The 23,428-nt window shown below is 66.7% G+C and carries 26 protein-coding genes; 8 read left to right on the forward strand and 18 right to left on the reverse strand.

Going from position 1 to position 23,428, the window contains the following annotated elements; genetic code table 11:
• On the reverse strand, nucleotides 1-1,134 hold the full coding sequence (nadA, locus tag VJ109_RS03520) for a quinolinate synthase NadA (protein ID WP_434737271.1): 1,134 nt from the start codon (nucleotides 1,132-1,134) through the stop codon (nucleotides 1-3).
• Between the two features lie 253 nt (nucleotides 1,135-1,387).
• Between nadA and hmgA the strand changes: the two genes are divergently transcribed.
• Complete coding sequence (gene hmgA, locus VJ109_RS03525; protein WP_324759039.1) at nucleotides 1,388-2,599, forward strand: hydroxymethylglutaryl-CoA reductase (NADPH); 1,212 nt, start codon at nucleotides 1,388-1,390, stop codon at nucleotides 2,597-2,599.
• A 6-nt stretch (nucleotides 2,600-2,605) separates the two neighbouring features.
• On the opposite strand, the gene VJ109_RS03530 is transcribed toward hmgA, so the two are convergent.
• Nucleotides 2,606-2,956, reverse strand: coding sequence for a hypothetical protein (locus VJ109_RS03530; protein ID WP_324759041.1), 351 nt, complete (start codon nucleotides 2,954-2,956; stop codon nucleotides 2,606-2,608).
• Nucleotides 2,953-3,477: a DUF5817 domain-containing protein gene (locus VJ109_RS03535; RefSeq protein WP_324759043.1), complete on the reverse strand. Its 525-nt coding sequence runs from the start codon at nucleotides 3,475-3,477 to the stop codon at nucleotides 2,953-2,955. The genes VJ109_RS03530 and VJ109_RS03535 overlap by 4 nt, the downstream gene beginning before the upstream one ends.
• A gap of 87 nt (nucleotides 3,478-3,564) precedes the next feature.
• On the opposite strand from VJ109_RS03535, the gene VJ109_RS03540 reads away from it, so the two are divergent.
• Together VJ109_RS03540 and VJ109_RS03545 are read left to right on the forward strand one after the other, a co-directional pair.
• Nucleotides 3,565-3,903: a cupin domain-containing protein gene (locus VJ109_RS03540; RefSeq protein WP_324759045.1), complete on the forward strand. Its 339-nt coding sequence runs from the start codon at nucleotides 3,565-3,567 to the stop codon at nucleotides 3,901-3,903.
• Between the two features lie 46 nt (nucleotides 3,904-3,949).
• The gene (locus VJ109_RS03545; RefSeq protein ID WP_324759047.1) at nucleotides 3,950-4,753 is read left to right on the forward strand and encodes a hypothetical protein; all 804 of its coding nucleotides are present in this window, start codon (nucleotides 3,950-3,952) and stop codon (nucleotides 4,751-4,753) included.
• Nucleotides 4,754-4,816: 63 nt separating this feature from the next.
• Here the strand turns inward: VJ109_RS03545 and icd are convergent, their stop codons facing one another.
• The 11 genes from icd to VJ109_RS03600 form a co-directional block, all read right to left on the reverse strand.
• On the reverse strand, nucleotides 4,817-6,079 hold the full coding sequence (gene icd / locus VJ109_RS03550) for an isocitrate dehydrogenase (NADP(+)) (protein ID WP_324759049.1): 1,263 nt from the start codon (nucleotides 6,077-6,079) through the stop codon (nucleotides 4,817-4,819).
• A gap of 81 nt (nucleotides 6,080-6,160) precedes the next feature.
• Nucleotides 6,161-6,859 (reverse strand): hypothetical protein, encoded by a 699-nt coding sequence (locus VJ109_RS03555; RefSeq protein WP_324759051.1) that lies wholly within the window; start codon nucleotides 6,857-6,859, stop codon nucleotides 6,161-6,163.
• Between the two features lie 52 nt (nucleotides 6,860-6,911).
• Complete coding sequence (gene metG, locus VJ109_RS03560; protein WP_324759053.1) at nucleotides 6,912-9,032, reverse strand: methionine--tRNA ligase; 2,121 nt, start codon at nucleotides 9,030-9,032, stop codon at nucleotides 6,912-6,914.
• 102 nt (nucleotides 9,033-9,134) lie between these two features.
• A complete protein-coding gene (locus tag VJ109_RS03565) occupies nucleotides 9,135-9,719 on the reverse strand; it encodes a YqaA family protein (RefSeq protein ID WP_434737272.1) in 585 nt (194 codons plus the stop codon).
• Between the two features lie 116 nt (nucleotides 9,720-9,835).
• Nucleotides 9,836-10,513 (reverse strand): DUF7504 family protein, encoded by a 678-nt coding sequence (locus VJ109_RS03570; RefSeq protein WP_324759055.1) that lies wholly within the window; start codon nucleotides 10,511-10,513, stop codon nucleotides 9,836-9,838.
• The gene (locus tag VJ109_RS03575; protein ID WP_324759057.1) at nucleotides 10,510-11,427 is read right to left on the reverse strand and encodes a GAF domain-containing protein; all 918 of its coding nucleotides are present in this window, start codon (nucleotides 11,425-11,427) and stop codon (nucleotides 10,510-10,512) included. The genes VJ109_RS03570 and VJ109_RS03575 overlap by 4 nt, the downstream gene beginning before the upstream one ends.
• 220 nt (nucleotides 11,428-11,647) lie before the next feature.
• Nucleotides 11,648-12,700: a tyrosine decarboxylase MfnA gene (mfnA, locus tag VJ109_RS03580; RefSeq protein ID WP_324759059.1), complete on the reverse strand. Its 1,053-nt coding sequence runs from the start codon at nucleotides 12,698-12,700 to the stop codon at nucleotides 11,648-11,650.
• Nucleotides 12,701-12,769: 69 nt separating this feature from the next.
• Nucleotides 12,770-12,892 (reverse strand): hypothetical protein, encoded by a 123-nt coding sequence (locus tag VJ109_RS03585; RefSeq protein WP_324759061.1) that lies wholly within the window; start codon nucleotides 12,890-12,892, stop codon nucleotides 12,770-12,772.
• A 40-nt stretch (nucleotides 12,893-12,932) separates the two neighbouring features.
• Nucleotides 12,933-13,838: an RAD55 family ATPase gene (locus VJ109_RS03590; RefSeq protein WP_324759064.1), complete on the reverse strand. Its 906-nt coding sequence runs from the start codon at nucleotides 13,836-13,838 to the stop codon at nucleotides 12,933-12,935.
• 44 nt (nucleotides 13,839-13,882) lie between these two features.
• Nucleotides 13,883-16,192, reverse strand: coding sequence for a phosphoenolpyruvate synthase (gene ppsA, locus VJ109_RS03595; protein ID WP_324759066.1), 2,310 nt, complete (start codon nucleotides 16,190-16,192; stop codon nucleotides 13,883-13,885).
• An 85-nt stretch (nucleotides 16,193-16,277) separates the two neighbouring features.
• Nucleotides 16,278-17,189 (reverse strand): PhzF family phenazine biosynthesis protein, encoded by a 912-nt coding sequence (locus tag VJ109_RS03600; RefSeq protein WP_324759069.1) that lies wholly within the window; start codon nucleotides 17,187-17,189, stop codon nucleotides 16,278-16,280.
• Between the two features lie 81 nt (nucleotides 17,190-17,270).
• Between VJ109_RS03600 and VJ109_RS03605 the strand changes: the two genes are divergently transcribed.
• Together VJ109_RS03605 and VJ109_RS03610 are read left to right on the forward strand one after the other, a co-directional pair.
• On the forward strand, nucleotides 17,271-17,420 hold the full coding sequence (locus VJ109_RS03605; protein ID WP_324759071.1) for a hypothetical protein: 150 nt from the start codon (nucleotides 17,271-17,273) through the stop codon (nucleotides 17,418-17,420).
• A 45-nt stretch (nucleotides 17,421-17,465) separates the two neighbouring features.
• Entirely contained in the window at nucleotides 17,466-18,176 is a 711-nt protein-coding gene (locus tag VJ109_RS03610; RefSeq protein WP_324759073.1) for a phosphoribosyltransferase, read from the forward strand.
• Here VJ109_RS03610 and VJ109_RS03615 read toward each other — a convergent pair.
• Nucleotides 18,173-18,439 carry a hypothetical protein gene (locus VJ109_RS03615; protein ID WP_324759075.1) on the reverse strand — a complete coding sequence of 89 codons (267 nt, stop codon included), beginning with the start codon at nucleotides 18,437-18,439 and terminating at the stop codon, nucleotides 18,173-18,175. The genes VJ109_RS03610 and VJ109_RS03615 overlap by 4 nt on opposite strands.
• Before the next feature lie 50 nt (nucleotides 18,440-18,489).
• Nucleotides 18,490-18,753, reverse strand: a complete 264-nt coding sequence (locus VJ109_RS03620; protein WP_324759077.1) for a hypothetical protein — start codon at nucleotides 18,751-18,753, stop codon at nucleotides 18,490-18,492.
• Between the two features lie 83 nt (nucleotides 18,754-18,836).
• Between VJ109_RS03620 and VJ109_RS03625 the strand changes: the two genes are divergently transcribed.
• Nucleotides 18,837-19,484, forward strand: coding sequence for a hypothetical protein (locus tag VJ109_RS03625; RefSeq protein WP_324759079.1), 648 nt, complete (start codon nucleotides 18,837-18,839; stop codon nucleotides 19,482-19,484).
• 5 nt (nucleotides 19,485-19,489) lie between these two features.
• Here VJ109_RS03625 and VJ109_RS03630 read toward each other — a convergent pair whose 3' ends face one another.
• Nucleotides 19,490-20,653, reverse strand: a complete 1,164-nt coding sequence (locus tag VJ109_RS03630) for a site-2 protease family protein (RefSeq protein ID WP_324759081.1) — start codon at nucleotides 20,651-20,653, stop codon at nucleotides 19,490-19,492.
• 85 nt (nucleotides 20,654-20,738) lie between these two features.
• Between VJ109_RS03630 and VJ109_RS03635 the strand changes: the two genes are divergently transcribed.
• On the forward strand, nucleotides 20,739-21,227 hold the full coding sequence (locus tag VJ109_RS03635; protein ID WP_324759083.1) for a cation:proton antiporter regulatory subunit: 489 nt from the start codon (nucleotides 20,739-20,741) through the stop codon (nucleotides 21,225-21,227).
• A gap of 33 nt (nucleotides 21,228-21,260) precedes the next feature.
• The gene (locus tag VJ109_RS03640) at nucleotides 21,261-22,469 is read left to right on the forward strand and encodes a cation:proton antiporter (protein ID WP_324759085.1); all 1,209 of its coding nucleotides are present in this window, start codon (nucleotides 21,261-21,263) and stop codon (nucleotides 22,467-22,469) included.
• Here the strand turns inward: VJ109_RS03640 and VJ109_RS03645 are convergent, their stop codons facing one another.
• Nucleotides 22,470-23,426 carry a segregation/condensation protein A gene (locus VJ109_RS03645; RefSeq protein WP_324759087.1) on the reverse strand — a complete coding sequence of 319 codons (957 nt, stop codon included), beginning with the start codon at nucleotides 23,424-23,426 and terminating at the stop codon, nucleotides 22,470-22,472.
• Nucleotides 23,427-23,428: the final 2 nt, after the last annotated feature.

A 23,428-nucleotide genomic window follows, 5' to 3' on the forward strand; every position in this document is an offset into this window, starting at 1 on the left:
TCAGATCTCCAGCATCCGGTCGAGTGCGACCTGTGCCAGTTCCTTCTCCTCGGGTGCGACCTCGATGACGTTGCGCTCCCGGCCCGCGACCAGTTCCTCCAGCACCCAGGCGAGGTAGTTGGGGTCGATTTGGCGCATGGCGTTGCAGTCCATGCAGGCGTCCCCACACAGCGGGAGGACGTTCACTTCGGGGTACCACCGCTGGAGGTGGTGGGTGAGGTGGATCTCGGTCCCGATCGCCCAGGTGTCGCCGGGATCGGCCGCCTCGACGGCCTGGCAGATATCGGCCGTCGAGCCGGCCACGTCCGCGGCCTCGACGACCTCGCGGCGACACTCGGGGTGGACGATGACGTTGGCGTCGGGATAGTCGGCGCGGATATCCTCGACGTGGGACTCGCGGAACCGCTCGTGGACCTGGCAGTACCCCTCCCAGAGGATGACGTCGTGCTCGACGGCGGCCTCGGCGTCCGTGCTCTCGGGGTCCCAGGGGTCCCACTCGACGATCTCGTCGTCCAGCCCGAGCCGGTGAGCCGTGTTCTCGCCGAGGTGTTTGTCCGGCAGGAACAGCACCTTGTCGCCGTGCTCGAAGGCGTACTCGAAGGCCTTGTGGGCGTTCGAGGAGGTACAGACCAGCCCGCCCTGCTCGGCACAGAACGCCTTCAGATCGGCGTAGCTGTTCATGTACGTGATGGGGACGATCTCCTCGTCGTCGAGCGCCGCGGTCAGTTCCGCCCACGCGGCGTCGACCTGGAGCGCCTCGGCCATCCCGGCCATCGGGCAGGAGGCTTCCATCGACGGAAGGATCACCTGTTGGTCGTCGTCGGTGATGATGTCGGCGGACTCGGCCATGAACGTCACACCGCCGAAGACGACGTAGTCGGCGTCGGCCGCCGCGGCCTCCGTCGAGAGCTGGTAGGAGTCCCCGACGAAGTCGGCGTGTTCGACGATCTCCCGGCGCTGGTAGTTGTGGCCCAGAACGACCACGTCGTCACCGAGTTCGTCGAGGGCGGCTTCGATCCGCTCCGTCCGCTCGTCTTCGCCCAGTTCCCGGTACTCCGGGGGAAGCTGTTCGAGGTTGTCGTATTTGAAGAGACTGAGGTCCGTTTCGAACGCAGCTGTTTCCATCTGTGGCATGGGTACGGTATCCTGTGGCTACTAGGCGATTCGGACTGGTGTATTGAAAAAATTTTGCCTTCGATACTGGCTACTGAGGGGAATAATGAGTTGTATATCGGCAATTGGTAGATTTTGTTTTATGTTAACGAGTGTCAATACCCGGATCGCGAGCGAACTGGACAGCCAGCGAGGGGGACCAGGGGCGACGAGAGCGGCTGAGTGACGGCTGACAAGAGCAACTGTTAGGGGTGCGGCCCGCCACCGCCCCTGTATGACCGACGCCGAGACCCTCGCACAGCGCGTCCGCGAGGGTGAACTCCGCCTGTACGAACTCGAAGACCACGCCGACCCGGATACGGCCGCCACGGCCCGCCGGCGTCTCCTCGCCGAGGAGACCGGCGCCGACCTCTCGACCGTCGGCGACTACGGCTTCGACGCCGACGAAGCCGACAGCAACATCGAGAACATGATCGGGACCGCACAGGTCCCGATGGGCGTCGTCGGGCCGCTACCGGTCGACGGCGGGGCGGCCGACGGCGAGCACTACCTCCCGCTGGCGACGACCGAGGGAGCCCTGCTGGCTTCGGTCAACCGCGGCGTCTCGGCTATCCGGACTGCCGGCGGCGCCACCGCACGAGTCCTGAAATCCGGGATGACCCGGGCGCCGGTGTTCAAAGTCGCGGACGTGGCTGCCGCGGGGGAGGTCTCGGCCTGGGTCCGGGACCACGTCGACCGACTGGCCGAGGCCGCCGAGGGGACGACGAGCCACGGCAAACTCCAGGAGGTCACCCCCTACACCGTCGGGGACAACGTCTTCCTGCGGTTCTCCTACGACACCAAGGACGCGATGGGGATGAACATGGCCACCATCGCGACCGAGGCCGCCTGTGAGGTCGTCGAGAGCGAGACGCCGGCCGAACTGGTGGCGCTGTCGGGCAACCTCTGTTCGGACAAGAAACCCGCGGCGATCAACGCCATCGAGGGCCGGGGCCGGACCGTCTCTGCGGACGTCCTGCTCCCCCACGAACAGGTCCAGCAGCGCCTGGATACTACCACGGACGCCATCGTCGAGGCAAACACCCGCAAGAACCTCGTCGGCTCCGCGAAGGCCGGTGCGCTGGGGTTCAACGCCCACGCGGCCAACGTGATCGCCGCGGCCTTCCTCGCGTTCGGCCAGGACGCCGCACAGGTCGTCGAGGGCGCAAACACCATCACGACCGTCGACGCCCGCGAGGACGGACTGTACGCCTCGGTGACGCTCTCCTCGCTGGAGGTCGGGACCGTCGGCGGCGGGACGGGACTGCCGACCCAGTCGGAGGCGCTGGAGGTAGTCGGCTACGGCGGCGGTGGCGACCCGCCGGGGAGCAACGCCGACGCGCTCGCGGAGGTCATCGCCGCCGGCGTCCTGGCCGGCGAACTCTCCCTGCTGGCGGCGCTGTCCTCACGACACCTCTCCTCGGCCCACGCCGAACTCGGGCGCTGACGGCGGTCACTGGCGGGACTGGTTCACCAGGAACCCGACACCGGCGACCAACACGACCACGCCGGCAAGCAGCAGGTCCCCGTTTCCGAGCAACGGCCCCGCGACCAGCAGCGCCCAGGCGACCGCGAACACGCCGTGGGCGAGCGCGAACAGGCGCCGCCCGCGGCGAGCGAAGACGACCGTCCCGAGCGTGAACCCAGCGGTCAGCGCGACGGCCGAGAGCGCGACCGGACTCACCGACAGCCCGCCGATCGGAACGGACCCGACCAGCGGCGTCACCAGGAAGAGCAGTCCGGAGAGCCCGACGAGACAGCCGACCGCGACCGGCCCCGGTTCCAGATCGAGCGTGGTCGTCATAGGAGCCGGTAGCGCCCCCGGGACTCGGTGACCTCGCCGGCCCTGACAAGCTTTTGTAAGGCCCTCCGCGTGTAATCGGGGGGAACGTCCCGCTCCCGGGCATAGGCGACGACCTCGTCCTCGGTCGGGGCGTCGAGCGACCGGAGTGCCGCCAGAACCGTCTGCTTCCGTGACTGTCCCCCGCCGGCACCCGTCTCCGCGCGTTCGCCGGCCGCCGCCACGCTGTCGGTATCGACGCCCGACTGTTCGAGGTACGTCTCGTCGTCGACGCCGGCATCCTCGACCCGGCGCTCCATCTCCGCGACCGAGTCCAGGTCGGCGAACGCGTCGCCGTGGCCCTGTCGATTCGCCAGCATCGAGGCCCTGACCTCCCGTGCGTGGGCTTCGTCGTCGGTCTCGACGAACCGCCGGCGCTTGTCGTGTTGCCGGCGGGACCCACAGCGGGGACACTGACTCGTCGCCTGCTCGCCCTCGACGATCCAGAGGGCGCTGCACTCGCTACACCCCACGACGGCGTACATGGTCGGGGGTTAGGCCCGCGTCCGATTGAACGTTCGGATGGCCCGCCGACCCCTGGATTTAGGCCGGTCGCTATCGATCGCCGGGACATGGAGGAAGTTTCCCAGGCAGCCAGCGAGACTGTCGAGGCGGTCGATGGCGTCCACCTGACCCAACTGGTCGTCGGCGAGCGGATGAGCGCCCAGCAGTTCCACATCGAACCCGGCGCCGTCGTCCCGGAACACAGCCACGATCACGAGCAGATCGGCTTCGTCGTCAGTGGCGCGTTCACGTTTTTCATCGACGGCGAGGAGTCCGTCGTCAGTTCGGGTGACTCCTACGTCATCCCCGGCGGTGAACCCCACCGGGTGGAGAACCGGACCGACGAGCCAGTGACCGGCATCGACGTGTTCAGTCCGCCCCGGATCGACCCCGACTGGCGCGACTGAGACTCGGGCCACTACTGGTTTGTAGGAGTATCCCTAAGTCGGCTCGATGAGACGGCTCGGGCTCCTGATCGTCGGCCTCGCGCTACTGCTTGCGGGCTGTAGCGGGTTGAGCGCACAGGATGCGAACGAGCCGGTGACACCGGCGCCGATTCCCACCGACGAGGCACCGTATCCACCCGGCGTCTCCGAGCGGGCGATCGAGCCGAATGTCCTCGCTCGCTCCCACGAAGGAGCGCTCCGGACGACGAGCTACACGCTGACGACTCGTCAGTACATCGTGGCTGCGGACGGGGAGATACTGCGCCGGACGAACCGCTCACGGCAGGTCGCGACAAACGCGACCAGTTACCGCGGCTACTTCTCACAGAACACTACCAACTACCCCAGCGCCGGGCTCACGACGCGAGTCGACTACTGGACCAACGGAACCGTCGTCGCGACCCGACACCAGGAGCGGACCGGCCGCCAGTCGCTACACATGTGGTTCGTCGAGAACGGCGACTCGATGACCGATCTCACCGCACACCAACGGATCGAGGCCGTACTCGGTGCGGTCGACGTGACCGTCGCACGCCACGAACCCGACGGCGATATCGTCCTGACCGGCTCGGAGTTCGTCGACCGCGAGCGACTCATCCGGCCGCTGTTCGTCAGTCATCCGACGAACGTCAGCGTCCAGTTACGGGTCCGCTCGGACGGGACTGTCGTCACGAAACGGGTCGGCTACGACGCCACACTCGGTAGCCACGACATCCGGGTCGTCCGGGAGACCCGCGTCACCGACGAGGGGACGACGACGATCAACCGGCCGGCGTGGGTCGCGAACGCGACGCTGTCGACCGAGGAGTGACGAAAAATCGCGGGTTGAGTAGGGGAGGTCTCGATATGCTCACGGAGAGAGCCGGGAGGCTCTCTACGAGAGTTGTTCGATGTTCTCGACGACCTTGTCCGCGTACTCGGAGGTCGAGAGCTTGGTGCCGCCCTCGATCTGGCGCTCCAGGTCGTAGGTGACATCGCCGCTGGAGATGGTCTCCTCGACAGCGTCACGGACGAGTTGGCCGGCGTCCTTCCAGCCCATGTATTCGAGCATCAGGCGACCCGAGAGGATCATCGCGGTCGGGTTAACCTTGTCCTCGCCGGCGTACTTCGGGGCCGAGCCGTGGACTGGCTCCGCGAGACAGCGGGCCTCGCCGAAGTTCGCACCGGGAGCGATGCCGAGACCGCCGATCTGTGCGCCGGCGGCGTCGGACATGTAGTCCCCGTTGAGGTTCATCGTCGCGATGACGTCGTACTCGTCGGTCCGGGTCAGGAGCTGCTGGAGCATGTTGTCGGCGATGCGGTCGTTGACCACGAGCGTGCCCTCGGGGGCCTCGCCGTCGTACTCGTCCCACAGCTCGTCCTCGGTGATAACGTCCTCGCCGTACTCCTCTTCAGCGACCTCGTAGCCCCAGTCGCGGAAGGCGCCCTCGGTGAACTTCATGATGTTGCCCTTGTGGACCAGCGTGACGCTGTCGCGGTCCTCCTCGATGGCGTAGTCGATGGCCTCACGGACGAGCCGCTTGGTCCCGAACTCGGTGATCGGCTTGACGCCGATGCCGACCGGGCCGTCGTGGATGGTCTCGTCGAAGTTCATCTCCTCTTCGACGAACTTCTTGACCTCCTGGACCTCGTCGGTGCCGGCCTCCCACTCGATGCCGGCGTAGACGTCCTCGGTGTTCTCCCGGAAGGTGACCATGTCCATCTCGCCGGGGTTCTTGACGGGCGACGGGACGCCGTCGAGGTGGTAGGTCGGGCGGACGTTGGCGTAGAGGTCCAGCGTCTTCCGCAGTGCGACGTTCAGCGAACGGAAGCCAGCGCCGACCGGCGTCGTGAGTGGACCCTTGATGGCGACGTTGAACTCCTTGATCGCCTCGACGGTGTCGTCGGGCAGGTTCTCGTCGTACTTGTCACGGGCCGAGGAGCCGGCGTAGACGCGCATCCAGGAGATGTCGCGCCCGGTCGCGTTCGCGGCGGCTTCGAGGACCTTCTGGGCGGCGGGACCGACATCGGTCCCGATCCCGTCCCCGTGGATGATGGGGATGATCGGGTTCTCGGGAACGTCGAGTTCGTTGTCCGCTGTGACTTCGATCGGGTTGCCCTCGTCGGGCACCTCCACTTTGTCGTAATCGTATCCCATATCTCGGGCATCGATAGTGGCGCCTAAAGGATTGCCGTTTTGCTGCAAGAACGGTAACGTGGGACACAGGGACGTGGACGGTCAGCGGACGGCATCGAGCATCGCCGTCAGCTCCCGCGGACCACTCGAAACGAGCGCCCGCGGGAACCGGCGTCGCGCGTTTCCGACGGCGTCCTCCAGCGCATCCCCGGCGTCCTCGAAGACACCGCTGCCGTGACCGACAAGCACTCGCTCGGGATCGAGGTCGGCGAACGGCTCCCGAGGCGGTGACAGCCGGAGAAAGAGGTTCACCGCCAGCCGTTCGCTCCCGACGGTGAACGACTCGCCGGTCGAGAGAACGTCGGGCACGTACAGGGTCCCGTCGCGTTCCCGGTAGGCGACGGTCTCGCGCCAGGCCCCCAGCGGGTTCAGCCGCCGGAGTTCGAACTCCGCGAGCGAGTTCGTGACCCGGCGTGTGGGCACGTCCAGCCGCTCTACGACGCGGTTCAACCCCGTCGGGACCGTCACCGGAACGTCGTGGTGCCGGGCGAACGCCGCCGCGTCGCGAGCGTGGTAGTCCGCCAGAACGGCCACGCCGACGACATCCCCGAGATCGGCGTACACGTCGGTCACGTCCGGCGCGTCCAGCGGGTCGAGGAGCCAGACACCGCCGTCGTCGTCACGGATCGCGTGGCTCGTCCGGCCGCCGCCCTCCTCGGGATGGGCTTGCCAGCCGACGCCGTCGGCGAAGCGGTCGACGACCTGGAGGGTGGTAGCGTCCTCGCGGGAGTACATCGGCATGGCTGAGACGGGAGCAGCCACCGAGAAAGGCGTTCAGGTTCCGGCAGGTCGGTTACTGGATGCGGGTGCCAAGCGGCGCGTCCTCGTGAGTGGTCAGCAGGTCCGCCTCGTCGCCGGCGGCCAGCACCATTCCGTTGGATTCGATACCGAACAGCTCGGCTTTCTCCATGTTGGCCAGCAGGATGACCCGCGTCCCCGGAAGCTCCTCGACATCGTGGAGCTTCGCGAGGCCGGCGACGACCTGCCGGACCTCGTGGCCGATGTCGACCTCCAGGCGGAGGAGCTTGTCGGCGTCCTCGACCGGCTCGGCGGTGACGATCTCGCCGACGCGCATGTCGATCCCCTCGAAGTCCTCGAAGCCGATCCGCTCCTCGACGAGCGGTTCGAGGTCGGCCGTCTCCTCGGCTTCGCCCTCACTGTCGTCCGTGTCGTCCTCGCTCGCAGCCTCGACGCGGCGCTGGAGCTGTTCCTGGAGGGCTTCGATGTGGTCGTCCTCGACTTGCTCGAACAGTTCGACGGGCTCGTCGAACTCGGCGGGCGGTTCCGAAAGCGCCGTCTCCAGGGTCACGTCGGCCACGGAGCCCCGTTCGCCGAGTTGGCCCCACAGCCGCTCGGCCTTCCCGGGCATGACCGGCTGCATGACGACGGCGACGGCCTTGGTCAACTGCACGCAGTCGCGGATGACCTGGGCAGCCTCCTCGGGTTCCTCGCCGACCAGGTTCCAGGGCTCGTTGCGCTGGATGTACTCGTTGCCGTAGTTCGACAGTTCGATGGCGACCTCGGCCAGCGATCGGATGTCGTACTCCCGGACGGCGGTCTCGAACGTCTCGATCGCGTCCTCGATGCGCGCCTCGACGTCGTCGCTGACCGCCGCCTCGGGCGTGCCGTCGTAGTTCCGGTGGGCGAACAGCAGCGACCGGTAGGCGAAGTTGCCGACGTTGCCGACGAGTTCGCCGTTGACGCGCTCTGCGAAGCGGTCCCAGGAGAAGTCGACGTCCATCTCCAGGCCCGCGCCGGTGGCGATGTAGTACCGGAACAGATCGGGGTGGAAGCCGGCGTCGAGGTACTCGTCGGCCCAGACGGCACGGTTCCGGGAGGTCGAGAGTGCCTTGCCGTCGATCCCGACGAAACCGGTCGCCAGGATCGTCCGGGGTTCGTTGTACCCCGCGCCCCGCAGCATCACCGGCCAGAAGACGGCGTGGTGCTGGATGATGTCACGGCCGATGACGTGGATGATCTCGCCGTTGTCCGCGCTCCAGTCGTCGTCCCACTCGGTGCCGTGCTCGGCGTCGCCGCCGAGTTTCCAGACGTCCTCCCAGTCGTACTCGTCGGCGCCGACCCGCTCGGAGTACTGCTTCGTGGAGGCGACGTACTCGACGGGGGCGTCGACCCAGACGTACAGCACGAGGTCCTCTCCGTCCCCGTCTTCACCCGGGTAGTCGATCCCCCAGTCCATGTCCCGGGTGATACAGAGGTCCTGTAGTTCGCCCTCGATCCACTCCCGGGGCTGGTTCTGGGCGTTGTCGGTCCCCTCTAGACGGTCGAGGTATCCTTGGAGGTACTCCTGGAAGTCTGCCAGGCGGAGGAACTTGTGTTCCCGCTCGCGGTACTCCGCGGGGTTGCCCGTGATCGTACTCACGGGGTCCTCGATCTCGCCGGGTTCGAGGTGGCGCTGGCACCCCTCGTCGCACTCGTCGCCGCGGGCCTGCTCGCCGCAGTACGGGCAGGTCCCCTCGACGAACCGATCCGGGAGTGGCTGGTCCTCCTCGGTGTCCCAGGCGACCTGGATCTCCTTCTCGTGGACGTGATCGTTGTCGATCCAAGAGCGGACGAACTCCTGGGTGAGTTCGGTGTTCGTCTCGTCGTCGGTGTGCCCGTAGTTGTCGAACTCGACGTTGAACCGCGGGAACGTCTCAGCGTAGGTCTCGTGGTACTCCAGGGCGAACTCGCGGGGCTCGACGCCCTGCTGGGCGGCGTTGACCGCTACCGGCGTCCCGTGCATGTCCGACCCACTGACGAAGGCGGTCTGTTGGCCGATGCGACGCAGGGCACGCGAGAGGGCGTCCCCGTCGACGTACGTCCGGAGGTGGCCCACGTGGAGGTCGCCGTTGGCGTAGGGCAACCCACAAGTCACCACCGCCGGCTGCTCGGTCGGGAACTCGTCGTGGCTCATACCCGGTGTGTGCCGCCCACGGGTCAAAAGGGGGGCGGTTTCCGGGCGCGCCGTCGCGTTTGGCCACATCGGTAGTGACGGAACGCGACGACGCCACCCGTCCTACAACAGCGCGAGCGTCCCGCCGGCCAGTCCCAGCGTGACCAGCAGGCGACCCGCGCTGCCCGCGAACGTCGCCGCGCCGAACCGGAGGTAATCCTCTTCGAGAACAGTAAAGGCGTAGATCGACAGCGTGTCCGGGAAGAAGGGGACACACAGCGCCAGCGCGAGGCCGACGTAGCCGTACTTCTTCGCGATCTGGATCGTCTTCTTCTCCGACCACTCGATGATGTCGAACCGCGAGTTCTTGATCCACCGGATCAGCGGGCCGTACTCCTTTGCCTCCTGTCCGATATGGAAGGCGAAGAGACTCCCCAGGGCCTTCCCGAACGCGCTGACGACGATGATGACCGCCATGTTCCCCGTCGTCGACAGCCCCAAACGGAGCGTCTCGGCGGGGACGAGGACGACCTCGCTCGGCAAGGGGAGGATGAACGCGATCAGAAACGAGTACAGTCCGATGATGCCCAGCCCCGTCGGTCCCGTCGCGGTACAGACCGCCTCCTCTAACGGGGACAGAGCCGTTCCCGACGACGTACAGTCGGCGGCGAAGATTATCATCGCGTGGAGGGGCGCTACCAGGTCCACACCCCCCATAGCAATCAGGGGGTTCTAAACCTTGGTATGTTTTCTCCGTAGTCCACAATACTCCTCACCAGCGATCGAGGGGGCCGCTCGCGGCCGCCAGGAGCGCTATCTACCGACTACGGCGGTGTGAACGGGTGCCAGCCGGTCGGTTGGTCCGGAAGGCCACGGACCCTGAGTTCGTTGTCCCCGTCGTCGCTCTCCCGGACCTCGATCCGGCCGTCGGCGACCTGGCTCAGCGTGTTGACCGTCTTCGTGTCGTGGGTCGTGGGATCGATCGCGAACACCCCGAGCCCGTCGGCACTGTCGATACGTCCCGAGAGGGTCTGTGCGAACTGGAACAGCGATCGCAGGTCGACGTACATCGACAGCGAGGAGAGACTGATGAGACTGGTCCGGACACGACCGGCCGTCGCGTCCGCGTACAGTGACTCGTACAACGCCGAGAACTTCATCCCGATGCCGGTCAGATCGCTCTGGGTCGAGACGTACTTGACGTTCACGCCGGGTGGTGACTGTCCGATCTCCTGTCCGCTGCAGTCGATGACGCCCACCAGATCGGTGTCGAGGGACGGATGGGTCTGTCGGCAGGCGTCGAGGACTTTCTTGTGTGTCTTGTTCGTCGAGATGTACAGTGCGCCTTCGCCGTCGCTGTTCCCGTCGGTGACCATCGAACGTGCCAGGTCCTCGGTCCGGCTGAGTGCCGGGCCGGCGACGAGCACTGTCGTCCCCGGCGCCACCGGTTCGAGTGGCACACCGTCGCCGAACCCGTACCCCGAGTCGCCCTCGGAACTCATCGGTGGCTCCCCTCCAGGGCCTGGCTCGCATCGACCCGGGCACGTAACTCGATGAGGTCCATCGCCACGGACGCGAGGTCCCGGAGGTACGCCTCGTCGGCCGGCGAGAACGAGCGTGGTTCGTCGTCGTAGATGCACAACGGCCCGATCACCAGGCCTGCGCTCGTGACGAGGTTCGCACCCATGTACGACCGAATACCCAATTCGAGAAGCGAGTCACTCCGGGATTCGAACCGCGGGTCTTCGGTGACATCCTCGACGGTCATGACATCGTCGTCTTCGAGGATCGTGAACGTACAGATCGAGTCCTCACGGTCCATCGTCTCCCAGTCCTCGGCACCGCCGTGGCAGGCCAGGAACTCCTGGCTGTGTTCGCTGATGATGTTGATCGACGCCTGGTCGACATCGAAGTGTGTGGCCGCGAGGTCGGTGATCCGGTCCAGCGAGGACAGTAACTCCTCGTCGTCGAGGTCGTACGAGCGGAGAGCGGCGATCCGCTCGGCCTCGTTCTGCGGGACCGGATACGTGTTCTGGGTCCGCGCTTCGATCGTCGTCCGGAGCAACTCGACGAGCCGTTCGGCCCCGAACACCGACCCCTTGCCCACGTACTCCGTGATCGACCCTCGGAGTTCGTCGGTGTCGATCGTATCGGGATCGGTCTCGGTATAGAGGATACAGCCGGCGTCCGGACACCGCTCTCTGGCCGTGTTGATGAGATCGAACCCCGTCCCGTCGGGAAGTGTATACTCGGTGATAATCGCGGCTGTCTCCTTGGTCAGCGCGGCCTCCGCATCACCGAGTGTCGCTGCCGTTTCGATGCTGTGATCGAACGCGCCCAGTTCCGACCGGATCGTCTCGACAGTGTCGGCGCGGGTCCCCTCGTCCGGGTCGACACAGAGAATGCGGTCTGTCATTCGAATCCTGGGTGAGAGTTGTCACTGGCGACTATGTACGTACTGGCCCGCGTATCAACAGCGAAAACGCGATCGGTCAGTACCAGTCCAGGTCCGCCACGCCACCTTTTTCCGCGTCGGGTGTTCTCGCGGCGCTTCGCGCCGCTGCGGGCACCCTCCTCGAAAAACGTGGGCGAAAAAGCCGCTCGGACGCCGTTGGCGTCCTCGCGGTCACCAACAGTTAGTACCAGTCCAGATCCGCCACGAACGACCGCAGCATCGACCGGGTGACGTGGGGCATGCAGACGACGCGCATCTCGCCGGCGCCGGTCTTCGAGACCCGCCAGCCCCGTTCGCGCAGTTCGTCGGTCATCGGCACCGAGAGGTCCGCCGCGACCAGCGGGAGTTCCGGGCCGACGACCTCGTGGCCGCGGGCGTCCAGTTGGTCGGCCAGCCACTCGGCGTTGGCCATCGAGCGCTCGTACTGTTCGCGGTAGCCGGCCGGCCACAGCGCCTCCATGGCGGCGACCGCCGAGGCGACGCCGGCCCCCGAACGCGTGCCGGTCAGTGTCAACTGGCTCGTCGACTCCAGATACGGCGTCTCGACGGCCAACTCGTCCAACAGCGAGCGCTCCCGCGCCAGCAGCCCGCCGGCGGGGACCGCGGCCTGGCCGACCTTGTGCGGGTCGATGGTCATCGTGTCCACGTCCGCGTGGCCGAAGTGCCAGTCGTGGTCGGTAAAGGGGAGGTAGAACCCGCCCCAGGCGGCGTCGACGTGACAGAGCGCGTCGGCGTCCGTCGCGAGGTCGGCGATCGCGGGGATGGGGTCGACGTAGCCGTACTCCGTCGAACCGGCGACCCCGACCACACAGACGGTGTCGTCGTCGATCAGTTCCGCCATGGCCTCGACGTTCACGCGATGGTCCGTCGCGGGAGCGGTCCGCAACTCGATACCGAGCACGTCGGCGGCCTTTGTAAAGGAGAAGTGGGCGTGGACCGGGGCGACGACGTTCGGATCGTCGGTGTCGGCGCGGTTCCTGGCGATCCGGATCGCCTGGATGTTGGCCTCGGTCCCGCCGGAGGCGACGTAGCCGGCCGGGTCCGGTAGGCCAGTTAGCTCACCGAGGGAGTCGACCGCCTCGGTTTCCAGTTCCGCGACTGTCTCGTACGTTCCAGGGTCGCCGGGGTTGGTCGCGAGGAACCGTTCTGCGGCCTCGCGGGCCGTCGGATGTGGGACCGTACACATCGAGGAGAGTACGCGTTCGAAGTCCTGTGGTTCGGCCCGCTGAAGCATTCTATACGGTATACGGCGGGCAACCGGTTTATCGGTTTTGCTCGACTCGCCCCGGATACCGCGTCGCCCTCACAACAGTCCGGCCAGTGGTCGGAACAGTTGGGCCACCCCAGAGGGGGCGGTTGTCCCGCCGAGACCGGCGAAGGCGACGCCGACGGCGATCAACACGAAACCCCGTGTGAACGAACCCATACCTCCAGAGGGAACGACGACGAGATCAGCTTTCGCTGGGTCACCAGTTCGACGGCCCGATCTTCTTGGTCGCCTTCGCGCGAAAACCCGTCGGCCCGACCAGCGACTCGAACACCGTCTGGCGCTCCGAATCCAGCGCACCGCCGAAGGAACCGACACGCATCGTCCGGTAGGTCTCGAACCCCTTGTCGTTGGAGTAGAAGTAGACAGCACCGTGGAGCAAGCCGTGGATTCGATCGTCGTCACGAACGGCGCTGGCCCGTCGGTCGAGTTTGACGTATGCGACGTTGCCCCAGTTGACGACGGCTTCCCGCAGTCCCATGAGAAAGGCGATCTCCCGGCCCTGCGAGAGACCGAACTCGGTCGCACGCTCGATATCCGACAGCGAATCGATCACGAGGATGTCGTCGGCCGCCTCGGTGATCTCCTCGCTGATGTCTTCGAGCAGGTCCCCGAACGTGGCGTCGTCGGCCGCCTCGTCCTCGCCCTCGACAGTCCCCTCGGCCGCCTCGATCTCGCTGTCGCCCCGACGGGCGTCGAACAGCGCCTTCGGGACCGGGAGGAGTTCCATGAACCGCTGGGAGAAGTCGACGACGGTCATGTTCTCGGTCAGCGTCTCGAACTGGTAGCCGTCGAGCACCGCGTCCAGTTCGCTGTAGACGTGCTCGCGGTCCTGTGAGAGCGTGACGTAGGTGACCGACTCCGGGATCGTGTCGCTCCGACGGGCGATCCCGTTGGGGACCATCTCCGGGGTGTGTTTCGCCAGCATCAGCGTCGCCAGACTCGTATAGACGAACGCGTCCCCACCGGCGTCGGGCGCACCGGCGACCAGAACCGTACTCCCGGTTGGGATTCCCCGGAGGGTGCCGTCCAGACCCGGGATACCGAACGGCATGTACGAGACGCCCGCACTGATGCTCTTGGCCTCTGGCGCAGACGGAGTCATACCACAACGACGGCGAGGGCGGTAAAAAGTGGTGTGAAGGCCGATCAGCGAACCGATTCCAGCAGCAGCCGTTGTTCGACCCGCTTGACCTCGTGTTGGACGTCACGGACCGCGTCGATGTTCGGCGAGATGGAAGTGACGCCCTCGTCGACGAGGAACTGGACCATCTCGGGTTTCGAGGCCGCCTGGCCACAGATGCTCGTCGCCACGTCGTTCTCCCGGCAGGTACCGATAACCTGGCTCATCAGGTCCAGCACGGCCGGGTGGAGTTCGTCGAATCGGTCGGCGACGTTGCCGTTGTTGCGGTCGACCGCCAGCGTATACTGGGTGAGGTCGTTGGTACCAAAGGAGACGAAGTCCAGCCCCGTCTCACACAGCTCCTCGATACACAGCGCGCTGGCGGGCGTCTCGACCATCACGCCCCAACGGCGCTTCGCGGGGTCGATGCCGACCTCCTGCATGAGCGACTTGGCGCGCAGGATGTCCTCGGCGTCGGTCACCAGCGGGAGCATCAACTCCACGTTGTCATAGCCCAGGTCGAACAGCCGCTGGAAGGCCCGGAGTTCGAGTTTGAACTCGCCGGGCCGGTCCAGCGACCGGCGGATACCCCGGTAGCCAAGCATCGGGTTGTGCTCGCTGGGTTCGTCCTCGCCGCCCTGGAGCTGTCGGAACTCGTCGGAGGGAGCATCCAGTGTCCGGACCCGCACCGGCCGGGGGTAGAACGCTTCTGCGGCGGTCCGGACGCCCTCGACGATCTCGTCGATGTAGGCCCGTTCGCCGTGGTCCTCGACGTAGCGAGCCGGCGTCTTGTCCGTCGAGAGGATCATGTGCTCGATTCGGAGCAGGCCGACGCCGTCGGCACCGGTCGCCGCGGCCCGCTCGGCGGCCTCGGGGATCGAGACGTTGACCTTCACCTCGGTCCCGGTCATCGGTTTGATCCGGGAGTGTTCGCTGCTTGGCTGGGCCGCCGGTTCGGGCTCGTCGTCCTCCTCGGTGGCGACGGAACTCCCTTGCTCGACAGTCCCCATGTCGCCGTCGAGCGTGACCGTCTGGCCGTCCCGAAGCCTGTCGGTCGCGTCCTCGGCACCGACGACCGCTGGGACGCCCAACTCCCGGGAGACGATAGCCGCGTGGCTCGTCATCCCGCCCTCATCGGTGACGATGCCGGCCGCTCGCTTCATCGCCGGCACCATGTCGGGCGTGGTCATCTCGGCGACGATGATGTCGCCCTCCGAGACCTTATCGAGGTTGTCGAGTTTGGTAACGATACTGACCGTACCGGTCACCGTTCCCGGACTGGAGCCGATTCCCGTCAGCCGGACGGCGTCGGGGGCCTCCATCTCGCCGCCGTCGGCGACACCGGCCGCCGTGGCGTCGGTCGTCCCGTCGCCGCCATCGTCGGCACTGTCGGCCGTCCCCTCGTCGATGGTCGTGATCGGTCGGGACTGGAGGACGTATACGGTGTCGTCGTCGATGGCCCACTCCACGTCCTGTGGCTCGCCGTAGTGGTCTTCGACCTGTTCGCCGATCGCCAGCAGGCGCTCGATCTCGTCGGCCGAGAGGACCCGTTCGGTACGCTTCTCCTCGGGGACCGAGCGCTCGATCGTCTCGCCGTCCTCACCACGGACACACATCACTTTCTTGTCGGCGACGGTGACTTCCTCGATCTCGCCGCTCTCGCGATCGACGATATAGTTGTCCGGCGAAACAGCCCCGGAGACAACGGCCTCGCCCAGCCCCCACGCGGCTTCGAGGATTGCCTTCGGTGCCCCGGTCGAGGGATGACTCGTGAACATAACGCCGGACTTCTCGGCGTCGACCATCTCCTGGACGACGACCGCGATGTCGACGTCGACATGGGAAAAGCCCTGTTCCTGGCGGTAGTAGATCGCCCGCTGGGTGAACAGCGAGGCCCAGCATTCCTTGACGCGATCGAGCAGGTCGGCCCGCGAGACGTTCAGGTACGTCTCCTGCTGGCCGGCGAAGGAGGCGTCGGGCAGGTCCTCCGCGGTCGCCGAAGAGCGGACCGCGACATCCGACTCCCCCATCTGGTCGTACGCGGCGAGCAGGTCCTCGCGTACCGACGGGGGCGTGTCGGTCTCCAGGATGAGTTCCTGTGCGCGTTCGGCGGCCGCCGCGAGCGCCTGGGAGTCGTCGCTGTCGATATCGACCGTCTCGAACAGCTCCGTGTCGATCCCCGATTCTTCGATGAACGAACGATAGGTGTCGGCCGTGACAACGAACGCCGACGGAACCGGCAGCCCGGCCGCGGTGAGTTCTCCGAGAGACGCTGCCTTGCCGCCGACCACGTCGAGGTCGTCGGCACCGATATCGTCGAGCCACAGTGTTGGCATTGACTCATCGAGTTGTTCATGAACAACGAGTATGATCTTTCCGGTCGCGGCATTCCCGGCTTCCGTTCACTCGAAACCGAGACAATCAGATCTCGATGATGTCGTCGTCCTCGGCGGCCGGCGGGACAGTGATATCGCCGGACAGCGACGTGACTCCGCGGCCACCGATCCACACTTCGAGTCCGTCGGTATCGACTGTCACTGTCCCCGGGCGGTCGATGAAGTGGCCCTGCTCGACGACCACCTGCTCGACCGTACTGTCGATGGCACCGTGGCGGCGGATGTAGGCGCCACAGGCTCCGGCAGCAGTCCCAGTGACGGGGTCTTCGGCGATGCCGGCAAGCGGGGCGAACGCTCGCCCGTGGAGCGTCGATCGGCCGCTGATCGTGTCGAACGTGAACGGGTAGATCCCCTCGGCGTCGACCGCCCTGCAGAGTTCCTCGATCGCGGTCACGTCGGGGTCGATACTGCCGAGATGTTCGAAGTAGTTCACCGGGACGACCAGCCACGGGACCCCCGTATCGGCGACCGACAGGGGGAGGTCCGCACCCACGTCCCGGAGCGTCGCTACGTCGAGTCCGAGCGCGTCCGCGACCCGCTGCTCGTCGAGATCGACCGTCCGGATGTCGGCCTCGCCCTGTTCCATCCAGACCATGCCGTTTTCCTTCGTCTCGACCTCGAAGACGCCGGCTTCCGTCGCCATCGTGTGCTGGCCGTCCTCGACGACTCCCCGTTCGGCGAGGGCCGCGTGCGCAGCGACGGTCGCGTGCCCACAGAGGTCGACTTCCCGTTCCGGCGAGAAAAACCGGAGCCGCCGGTCGGCGTCGCTGTCGGTGGCCGGGAGGACGAACCCCGTCTCGCTGGCCCCCAGTTCGCTGGCGACGGCCCGCATCTGGTCGGCTGTCAGTCCCTCGGCCTCGGGCACCACACCGGCCGGGTTGCCGGCCAGTGGCTCGTCGGCGAAGGCATCGACGAGCAGCGCCTGTCTCGTCTCCATGCCCGCCCGTTGTGGGGTTGCAGTGATAACCTTTGTCGGTGTCCGGCGCGGATTGATGTACGCTCGCGACCAACGGTCGGTATGCTCTCCCCGTTCGTCCGGCGCTGTCCCGACTGTGGACACGTCGGCTGGAGCCGCCGGTTCGCCGTCGTCAAGCGGTCGCCGCAGGTGGTCGCCTGCCCGTCGTGTGACCACCGCTTCGAGACCGCCGATTCGCCCCTGCTGAACTGAGCGCCGTCCTGAAACCGTTAAGTCCCGGCGCACAAGCGATGACACATGGGCGAGTTACCGGAGGAGTTTCCGTGTACCATCACCAACTGGGAGTATATCTACGGGCTCTGCCGCGACGTAGCCGACGAGGTGAAAGCGGCCGACTTCGAACCGGATGTCATCGTTGCGCTGGCACGCGGCGGCTGGTTCGCCGGGCGGTGTCTCTGTGACTTCCTGGGATTGGACGACCTGGCGAGTCTGAAGGTCGAACACTACGTCGGGACGGCACAGAAACGCGGCGAGCCGGAAGTCCGCTATCCGCTGGCCGACGGCGCCGTCGACGGCAAGGACGTTCTGATCGTCGACGATATCGCCGACACCGGCGGCTCGATCTCGACGGCCGCCGAGTGTGTCGAGGACAATGATCCCGCGAGTGTGCGGACGGCCACGCTCCAGTTACTCCAGACCAGCGAGTACGAACCCGACTTCGTCGGCGAACGGCTCGATACCTGGCAGTGGGTGGTCTATCCGTGGAACTTCGTCGAGGACATGATCGAGGTGCTCGAAGGCGTCATGGAGAAGTCCGACCGACAGCACCACACCGCCGAGGACCTCCGGAAACTCCTCGCGGAGTACCACGGGGTCACGCGCATCTCGATGGAGGTCGCACAGCCCGGCCGGCTCGACGAAGTCCTCACCGAGATGGAGCGTCGGGCCGTCGCCGAGGGGACGACGACCGCCGACGGGACCGACGCCTGGCGACTCGCCAACGGTTAGCTGTCGTCGCCGTCTTCCTCGTCGACGGGGACGGAGACGGGGCCGTCGTCATCGTCGTGGTCGTGTCGGTGTTCCTGTTCCATATCACCCAGCGCGTAGCCGACCGCGTAGCCGGTCGACCCGCCGACGAGTCCGCCGATGCTCGCGCCGACGGGGCCGCCGGGAGAGCCCAGCACTGCGCCGACGAATCCGCCGACGGTCGCCGACCGTTCCGCCGCTCGTTCGGGGTCCTCGTCCAGGGGGTCGCAGTCGTTGCCAGTCATAGGACGGTCGGTCGTTCGGGTCGCGCGGTTGAAACGTTTTCGTGACCCGCCTACCGGTCGCTGGCTTCCTCGTGGATCTCGATCCACTCCCGGAGCGGCCCCCTGATCCCGTCGATGTCGACGTTTACTCCACCGTTGAACCGCCAGGTCGCCCGCGGGGAGTCGTCGCCGAAACGGATCGGGACAGTCACCGTGAGGTCCTCGGCCTCCAGGTAGATCGACTCCTCGCGGTCGACCGTCTCGTCGAGGAGTCGCTCGACGGCGGCCAGCAACTCCTCCGGGTCGGGCTCCGGGACGCCCGCTTGTTGGCTCATATCCACACCAACGACGGCCGTCGTCTTGTGTGTTGTGCGGGCTCGACCCGCGGAGTCTTGAACGTGGGACCGCTACGGAACCCATGGAGGAACGAACGGGGACGTTCCGCGTCTTCCGTGTCGTCGAGTCGGTGCCCCACGTCAACTTCTTCGACACGTCGGAGACGCGGCTGTACACGGTGTTCCAGTCGGGCTACGATGAGCAGTCGACCGTCGACAGTCTGCGGACCGGCGACCTCGTCGAGGCGACACTCGCCGGCGATCCGGAGGACGCCGACGACCCCTGGTCGATCCAGTCCGTCGAGCGGCTCGGCGGTGTCGCGATGGACTTCGCCGTCAACGCGGAGCCACCGGCGGTCGCCAGAGAGCTGTGGGAGCCGGGCCTGGACCACCCCGCCAGAGCGATCCTCAAAGAAGACGGCACGCCCGTCGCAGAGGTGTACGTCCAGCCGCGCGATCCGCTGCCCGGCGGGTCGTTCGTCCCGAGCGTCCTCACCGGGCTGGTCCCGATGGAGCCGTGGCTGACCGAGCTACCGAGCGTCGGAGAGCCGGCGACGGACGCGCTGTTCATCGATCCCGACCCACCGGATACCGACCAATACAGTCGCCCTTACGGCGTCGTCGTCTTGTTTTCCGACGGGGCCGACGAGACGCTCGCGGAGTTCCGCGAGCTGTACGACTGCCCGCCCGGGTCCGACACCCGGCCCGACTACGACCCCTACGGTATCTGAGCCGGTCAGACCGAGACCACGAGTGGCACCGGAACGAAACAGAGCACGCCCAGCAGCAGCGTCACGACGCCGACTGCGCTCCGGCCGGGACCCAGCGGCGTCTCGTCGAAGGGGGTCACCGCGCCGGCACGGCTGAACACCAGCGCGAGGACGCCCCAGAACCCCCAGAGGAAGGCGCCCTGACCGCGCTCGAACGCGACGAGGTAGCCCGCGAGCCCGAACAGTGCGATCGGGACGACGAGCTGGACGCTGCCGAACCGCTCGCCGACCAGCGACCGGACGACGTGAGCGCCGTCCAGTTGGCCGACCGGCAGCAGGTTCAGAAACGTGACGAAGGCGCCGACCCACCCCGCGATGACGACCGGGTTGACGATCGTCGTCGGGTCCGAATACTGTAGCGGTTCACCGACGAGCACGGCGATCCCCTGGATCAACGGCGGAAAGCCCAGTTCGACCTGGGTGACGATGCCGCCGGCGACCTGGACCGGCGGGAGCGTGACGCCGACGGCCGTCACGACCACCGTGGCGACGAGGCCGGCCAGCGGCCCCGCGACCCCGATGTCGAACAGCGCGCGCCGGTCCGGGATGTTGTCGTTCATCCGGATGACCGCGCCCAGCGTCCCGATGACGTTGAACGGCAGCGGGATGAAGTAGGGGAGGCTGGCCTCGACCCGGTGGTATCGGCTCAACACGTAGTGGCCCGACTCGTGGATCGCGAGGATACCCAGGACGCCCGCGGCGAAGGGCCAGGCCTGGATGATCGAGGCGGGGTCTCCCAGAACGTCGAGGCCGTACCATCGGCTGCCGGCGAACAGCGTCGACAGCAGCGTCGCGGCCGCCAGGAGGACGTTCGTCCACGGGATTCCGTCGACGCCGACCGAACGCTGCTGGGCGATCAGAACGTGTTCGCCCGTCTCCTCACGAAGCGCGACCCGGTACCCCCGTTGACGGAACAGCGGCCCGATCCGCTGGAGGATCGTGTCGCTGTCGACGACCGGGTCGCCGTAATACTTGACACCCTCGTCGGTCGCCGCGTCGACCTCGTAGACGCGAAAGCTCTCCGCCAGCCGTCTCGGGGCCGGAAGGTCCTCGGGCAGGCGCTCGGGGTCCCGGACGGTGCCCGCCAGACGGTCACCGGGAAACTCACCCGGGAGGGAGTCCTCACTCATCGTCCCGGCTAGGGACTCGACCCGTTTAGGCTGTTTGCCGGAGCCGGCCCGGAGCATTATAATCGTACACGTCCACGGCGAAGGTATGGATATCACCGAGAGCGATCTTCCCGGTGTCGGGAAGAAACACGAGATCGATATCGGGGGCGACAAGCGCCTGGTTATCGTCACCCACAACACCGGAAAACGGCAGCTCTTCCTGAAAGACGGCCCCGACGCCGACTCCGAGGAACTGTTCGAACTCTCGGACCAGTTGGCCCGAACTGTCGGGACGATCCTAGAGGGGGCGTACTTCCAGCCGGTCGCCTCCGAGAGCGTCGAGACGATGCTCGCCGAAGGGACGCTCCTGGAGTGGTACGCCATCGGGGACGACTCGCCGCTGGTCGGCGAGACCCTGCGAAGCGCCGACGTGGCTCACCGGACCGGCGTCACCGTCGTCGCCATCCAGCGCGAGGAGGAGGTGCTCTCGGACACGCTGGCCGAGACCGAACTCCGGGCTGGCGACACGCTCGTCGCCGTCGGCGACCGGGAGAGTTGCGATCAGTTCGAGGACCTGCTGACGGGGGACGCGTAGGTGTCTCCCAGCGCCTGCCGGAGGTGACGTGGAGTGGCGAACCTGCTGGAAGTCGGCGTGATGTTCGCGGCCATCGCGGCCGCCGGCGTGCTCTCGACCCGGCTGGACAAGTCTGTCATCCCTTTCTACATCGTCGTCGGGATGGTGCTCTCGCCGTCGGTCGCCGGCCAGTTCTCTGTCGGCGGCTACGCGCTCCCGTCCGTCGAGTCCACCGAGTTCGTCGAGATCGGTGCCGAACTCGGGATCGTCTTCCTCCTCTTCTTCCTGGGCCTGGAGTTCAATCCGAGCCGACTCGTCGAGAGCCGCGACCGAATCGTCCGGGCCGGCGTCATCGATTTCGTGGTGAACTTCACCGCGGGCCTCCTGCTTGGGTTCGTCCTCTTCGGCGATCCGTTGGCGGCCCTGCTGGTTGCCGGTATCGTCTACATCTCCTCGTCGGCGATCATCACGAAGTCACTCATCGATCTGGGGTGGATCGCCAACGACGAGGCCGACCCGCTGTTGGGGACGCTGGTCTTCGAAGACCTCGTCATCGCGGTCTACCTGACTATCGCTGCCGCGCTCGTAGCCGGCGGGAACGATCCCGTGGAGACGGCGACCTCCGTCGGCGTCGCCGTCGGCTTCATCCTCGCGCTCGTCCTGGTCGTCTACCTAGGGACCGCCTGGTTCGAGCGGGCGCTCGCGACGACTTCGCGGGAGTTCACCGTCCTCCGGGCGATCGGGATCACAGTGCTCGTCGCCGGTGCTGCCCTGGCGCTGGGCGTCAGCGAGGCCGTCGCGGCCTTCTTCGTCGGGATGGCCTTCGCCTCGACCTCCCACGTCCACGACCTGGCGGAACTGCTCGAACCGATCCGGGACACCTTCGCCGCGGTCTTTTTCTTCTGGATCGGCGTCGAGACCGACCCCGCGCTGGTCGCCGGGGTCGCGGGTCTGGTCGCCGTCGCAGCCGTCGTCTCGGTTCCGACGAAAGCCGTCTCGGGCTATCTCGGCGGCCGCGTCTACGGCCTCAGTATCCGGCGCTCGACGCGGGTCGGCCTGGGGATGGTCACCCGCGGGGAGTTCTCGCTGATCATCGCCGCCGTGGCGCTGACCGGCGCCGGCGGGTCGCTGTCGGCCGCGATGGCTGGAGAACTCTACTCGTTTGCCGTCGGCTACGTCCTCGTGATGAGCATCCTCGGCACGCTGTTGATGCAGTACTCCGAACCCATCGAGACCGCCGTCGAGTCCCGACTCGGCGGCTGATCAGTCCGCGACAGCCTCTTCAGAACTCAGCACGGTGTTGGGGTCCTGTATCCAGAGGTCACCGAAGAGATCGTCCTGCTGGAGACGGACCTGCCCGCGGTGGGCCAGAAAGAGCAGTCCCAGGAACGTCTCGACGCGGGTCCCGCCGGCGGTCTCGACTTCCTTGTACAGCACCTCCTCGCGGCCCTGGTCGTAGTGTTCCCGGACGGCTGCGTGGACGTCCTCGATGATCGCGTCCATGTCCTCCGCGTGGGCCGTTCCGGTGACGTCGTCGACCGTCGGCTCGTCGTCCATCCGGAAGTCGTCGTTGGCCCGGTAGTCCAGTTCCTGTGTCCCGCGGTCGTAGCCGCTCGGGGAGTCGCTCGTGTCGTACTCCCGGGACTCCTTCCACCAGGAGTCCCGTTCTGCCTCCCGGAGGTCACGGACGAGTTCGTCTAGCGTCTGTGGCATTCCCCGGGCACGCCGGCGTTCGAGCCGCCGGTCCATCTCGGACTCCAGAGCGGTGAACGGGTCCGGGTCCTCGATCGGCGCGTCCTCGGTCATCGCCTGCTCCCAGGGTTCTGCGGGTTCCTCGGCCGACTCGTCCTCGCCGAGCATCGCGTCGCTTTTCATCCGGATGAGCACGGAGGCGTAGAACAGGACCCGCCCGGAGGTCCGCAGGTCCGCGTCGTCGATGTGGTCGAGGAACTTGTCGGTCACTTCGACGACATCGATGTCCCAGGGATCGATCTCCCCGTCGTCGGCCAACTGGACGAGCACCTCGACGGGTTCGACCTCCTCGTCCTCGCCGTCGGCTGTCTCCTCCTCCGGCGAGTCGTCGAGCAGCGACTCCGCGTCCTCAGAGTCTAGTGGCTCCCTGTCCTCGCGGGTCCCGTCGCTCCCCGCTTGACTGTCGGAGCCTGGCGGCTCCCTGTCCTCGTGTCCGCTGATGTCTAGGGGGATGTCGTCGTCTGTCATTG

It is taken from the genome of Haloarcula montana (assembly GCF_035666295.1).
Taxonomy (GTDB): domain Archaea; phylum Halobacteriota; class Halobacteria; order Halobacteriales; family Haloarculaceae; genus Haloarcula; species Haloarcula montana.

Bases quoted from the DNA above. Each gene is read 5' to 3' on its own strand.
- nadA (WP_434737271.1), bottom strand. From the start codon at position 1,134: ATGCCACAGATGGAAACAGCTGCGTTCGAAACGGACCTCAGTCTCTTC.
- hmgA (WP_324759039.1), top strand. From the start codon at position 1,388: ATGACCGACGCCGAGACCCTCGCACAGCGCGTCCGCGAGGGTGAACTC.
- VJ109_RS03530 (WP_324759041.1), bottom strand. From the start codon at position 2,956: ATGACGACCACGCTCGATCTGGAACCGGGGCCGGTCGCGGTCGGCTGT.
- VJ109_RS03535 (WP_324759043.1), bottom strand. From the start codon at position 3,477: ATGTACGCCGTCGTGGGGTGTAGCGAGTGCAGCGCCCTCTGGATCGTC.
- VJ109_RS03540 (WP_324759045.1), top strand. From the start codon at position 3,565: ATGGAGGAAGTTTCCCAGGCAGCCAGCGAGACTGTCGAGGCGGTCGAT.
- VJ109_RS03545 (WP_324759047.1), top strand. From the start codon at position 3,950: ATGAGACGGCTCGGGCTCCTGATCGTCGGCCTCGCGCTACTGCTTGCG.
- icd (WP_324759049.1), bottom strand. From the start codon at position 6,079: ATGGGATACGATTACGACAAAGTGGAGGTGCCCGACGAGGGCAACCCG.
- VJ109_RS03555 (WP_324759051.1), bottom strand. From the start codon at position 6,859: ATGCCGATGTACTCCCGCGAGGACGCTACCACCCTCCAGGTCGTCGAC.
- metG (WP_324759053.1), bottom strand. From the start codon at position 9,032: ATGAGCCACGACGAGTTCCCGACCGAGCAGCCGGCGGTGGTGACTTGT.
- VJ109_RS03570 (WP_324759055.1), bottom strand. From the start codon at position 10,513: ATGAGTTCCGAGGGCGACTCGGGGTACGGGTTCGGCGACGGTGTGCCA.
- VJ109_RS03575 (WP_324759057.1), bottom strand. From the start codon at position 11,427: ATGACAGACCGCATTCTCTGTGTCGACCCGGACGAGGGGACCCGCGCC.
- mfnA (WP_324759059.1), bottom strand. From the start codon at position 12,700: ATGCTTCAGCGGGCCGAACCACAGGACTTCGAACGCGTACTCTCCTCG.
- VJ109_RS03585 (WP_324759061.1), bottom strand. From the start codon at position 12,892: ATGGGTTCGTTCACACGGGGTTTCGTGTTGATCGCCGTCGGCGTCGCC.
- VJ109_RS03590 (WP_324759064.1), bottom strand. From the start codon at position 13,838: ATGACTCCGTCTGCGCCAGAGGCCAAGAGCATCAGTGCGGGCGTCTCG.
- ppsA (WP_324759066.1), bottom strand. From the start codon at position 16,192: ATGCCAACACTGTGGCTCGACGATATCGGTGCCGACGACCTCGACGTG.
- VJ109_RS03600 (WP_324759069.1), bottom strand. From the start codon at position 17,189: ATGGAGACGAGACAGGCGCTGCTCGTCGATGCCTTCGCCGACGAGCCA.
- VJ109_RS03605 (WP_324759071.1), top strand. From the start codon at position 17,271: ATGCTCTCCCCGTTCGTCCGGCGCTGTCCCGACTGTGGACACGTCGGC.
- VJ109_RS03610 (WP_324759073.1), top strand. From the start codon at position 17,466: ATGGGCGAGTTACCGGAGGAGTTTCCGTGTACCATCACCAACTGGGAG.
- VJ109_RS03615 (WP_324759075.1), bottom strand. From the start codon at position 18,439: ATGACTGGCAACGACTGCGACCCCCTGGACGAGGACCCCGAACGAGCG.
- VJ109_RS03620 (WP_324759077.1), bottom strand. From the start codon at position 18,753: ATGAGCCAACAAGCGGGCGTCCCGGAGCCCGACCCGGAGGAGTTGCTG.
- VJ109_RS03625 (WP_324759079.1), top strand. From the start codon at position 18,837: ATGGAGGAACGAACGGGGACGTTCCGCGTCTTCCGTGTCGTCGAGTCG.
- VJ109_RS03630 (WP_324759081.1), bottom strand. From the start codon at position 20,653: ATGAGTGAGGACTCCCTCCCGGGTGAGTTTCCCGGTGACCGTCTGGCG.
- VJ109_RS03635 (WP_324759083.1), top strand. From the start codon at position 20,739: ATGGATATCACCGAGAGCGATCTTCCCGGTGTCGGGAAGAAACACGAG.
- VJ109_RS03645 (WP_324759087.1), bottom strand. From the start codon at position 23,426: ATGACAGACGACGACATCCCCCTAGACATCAGCGGACACGAGGACAGG.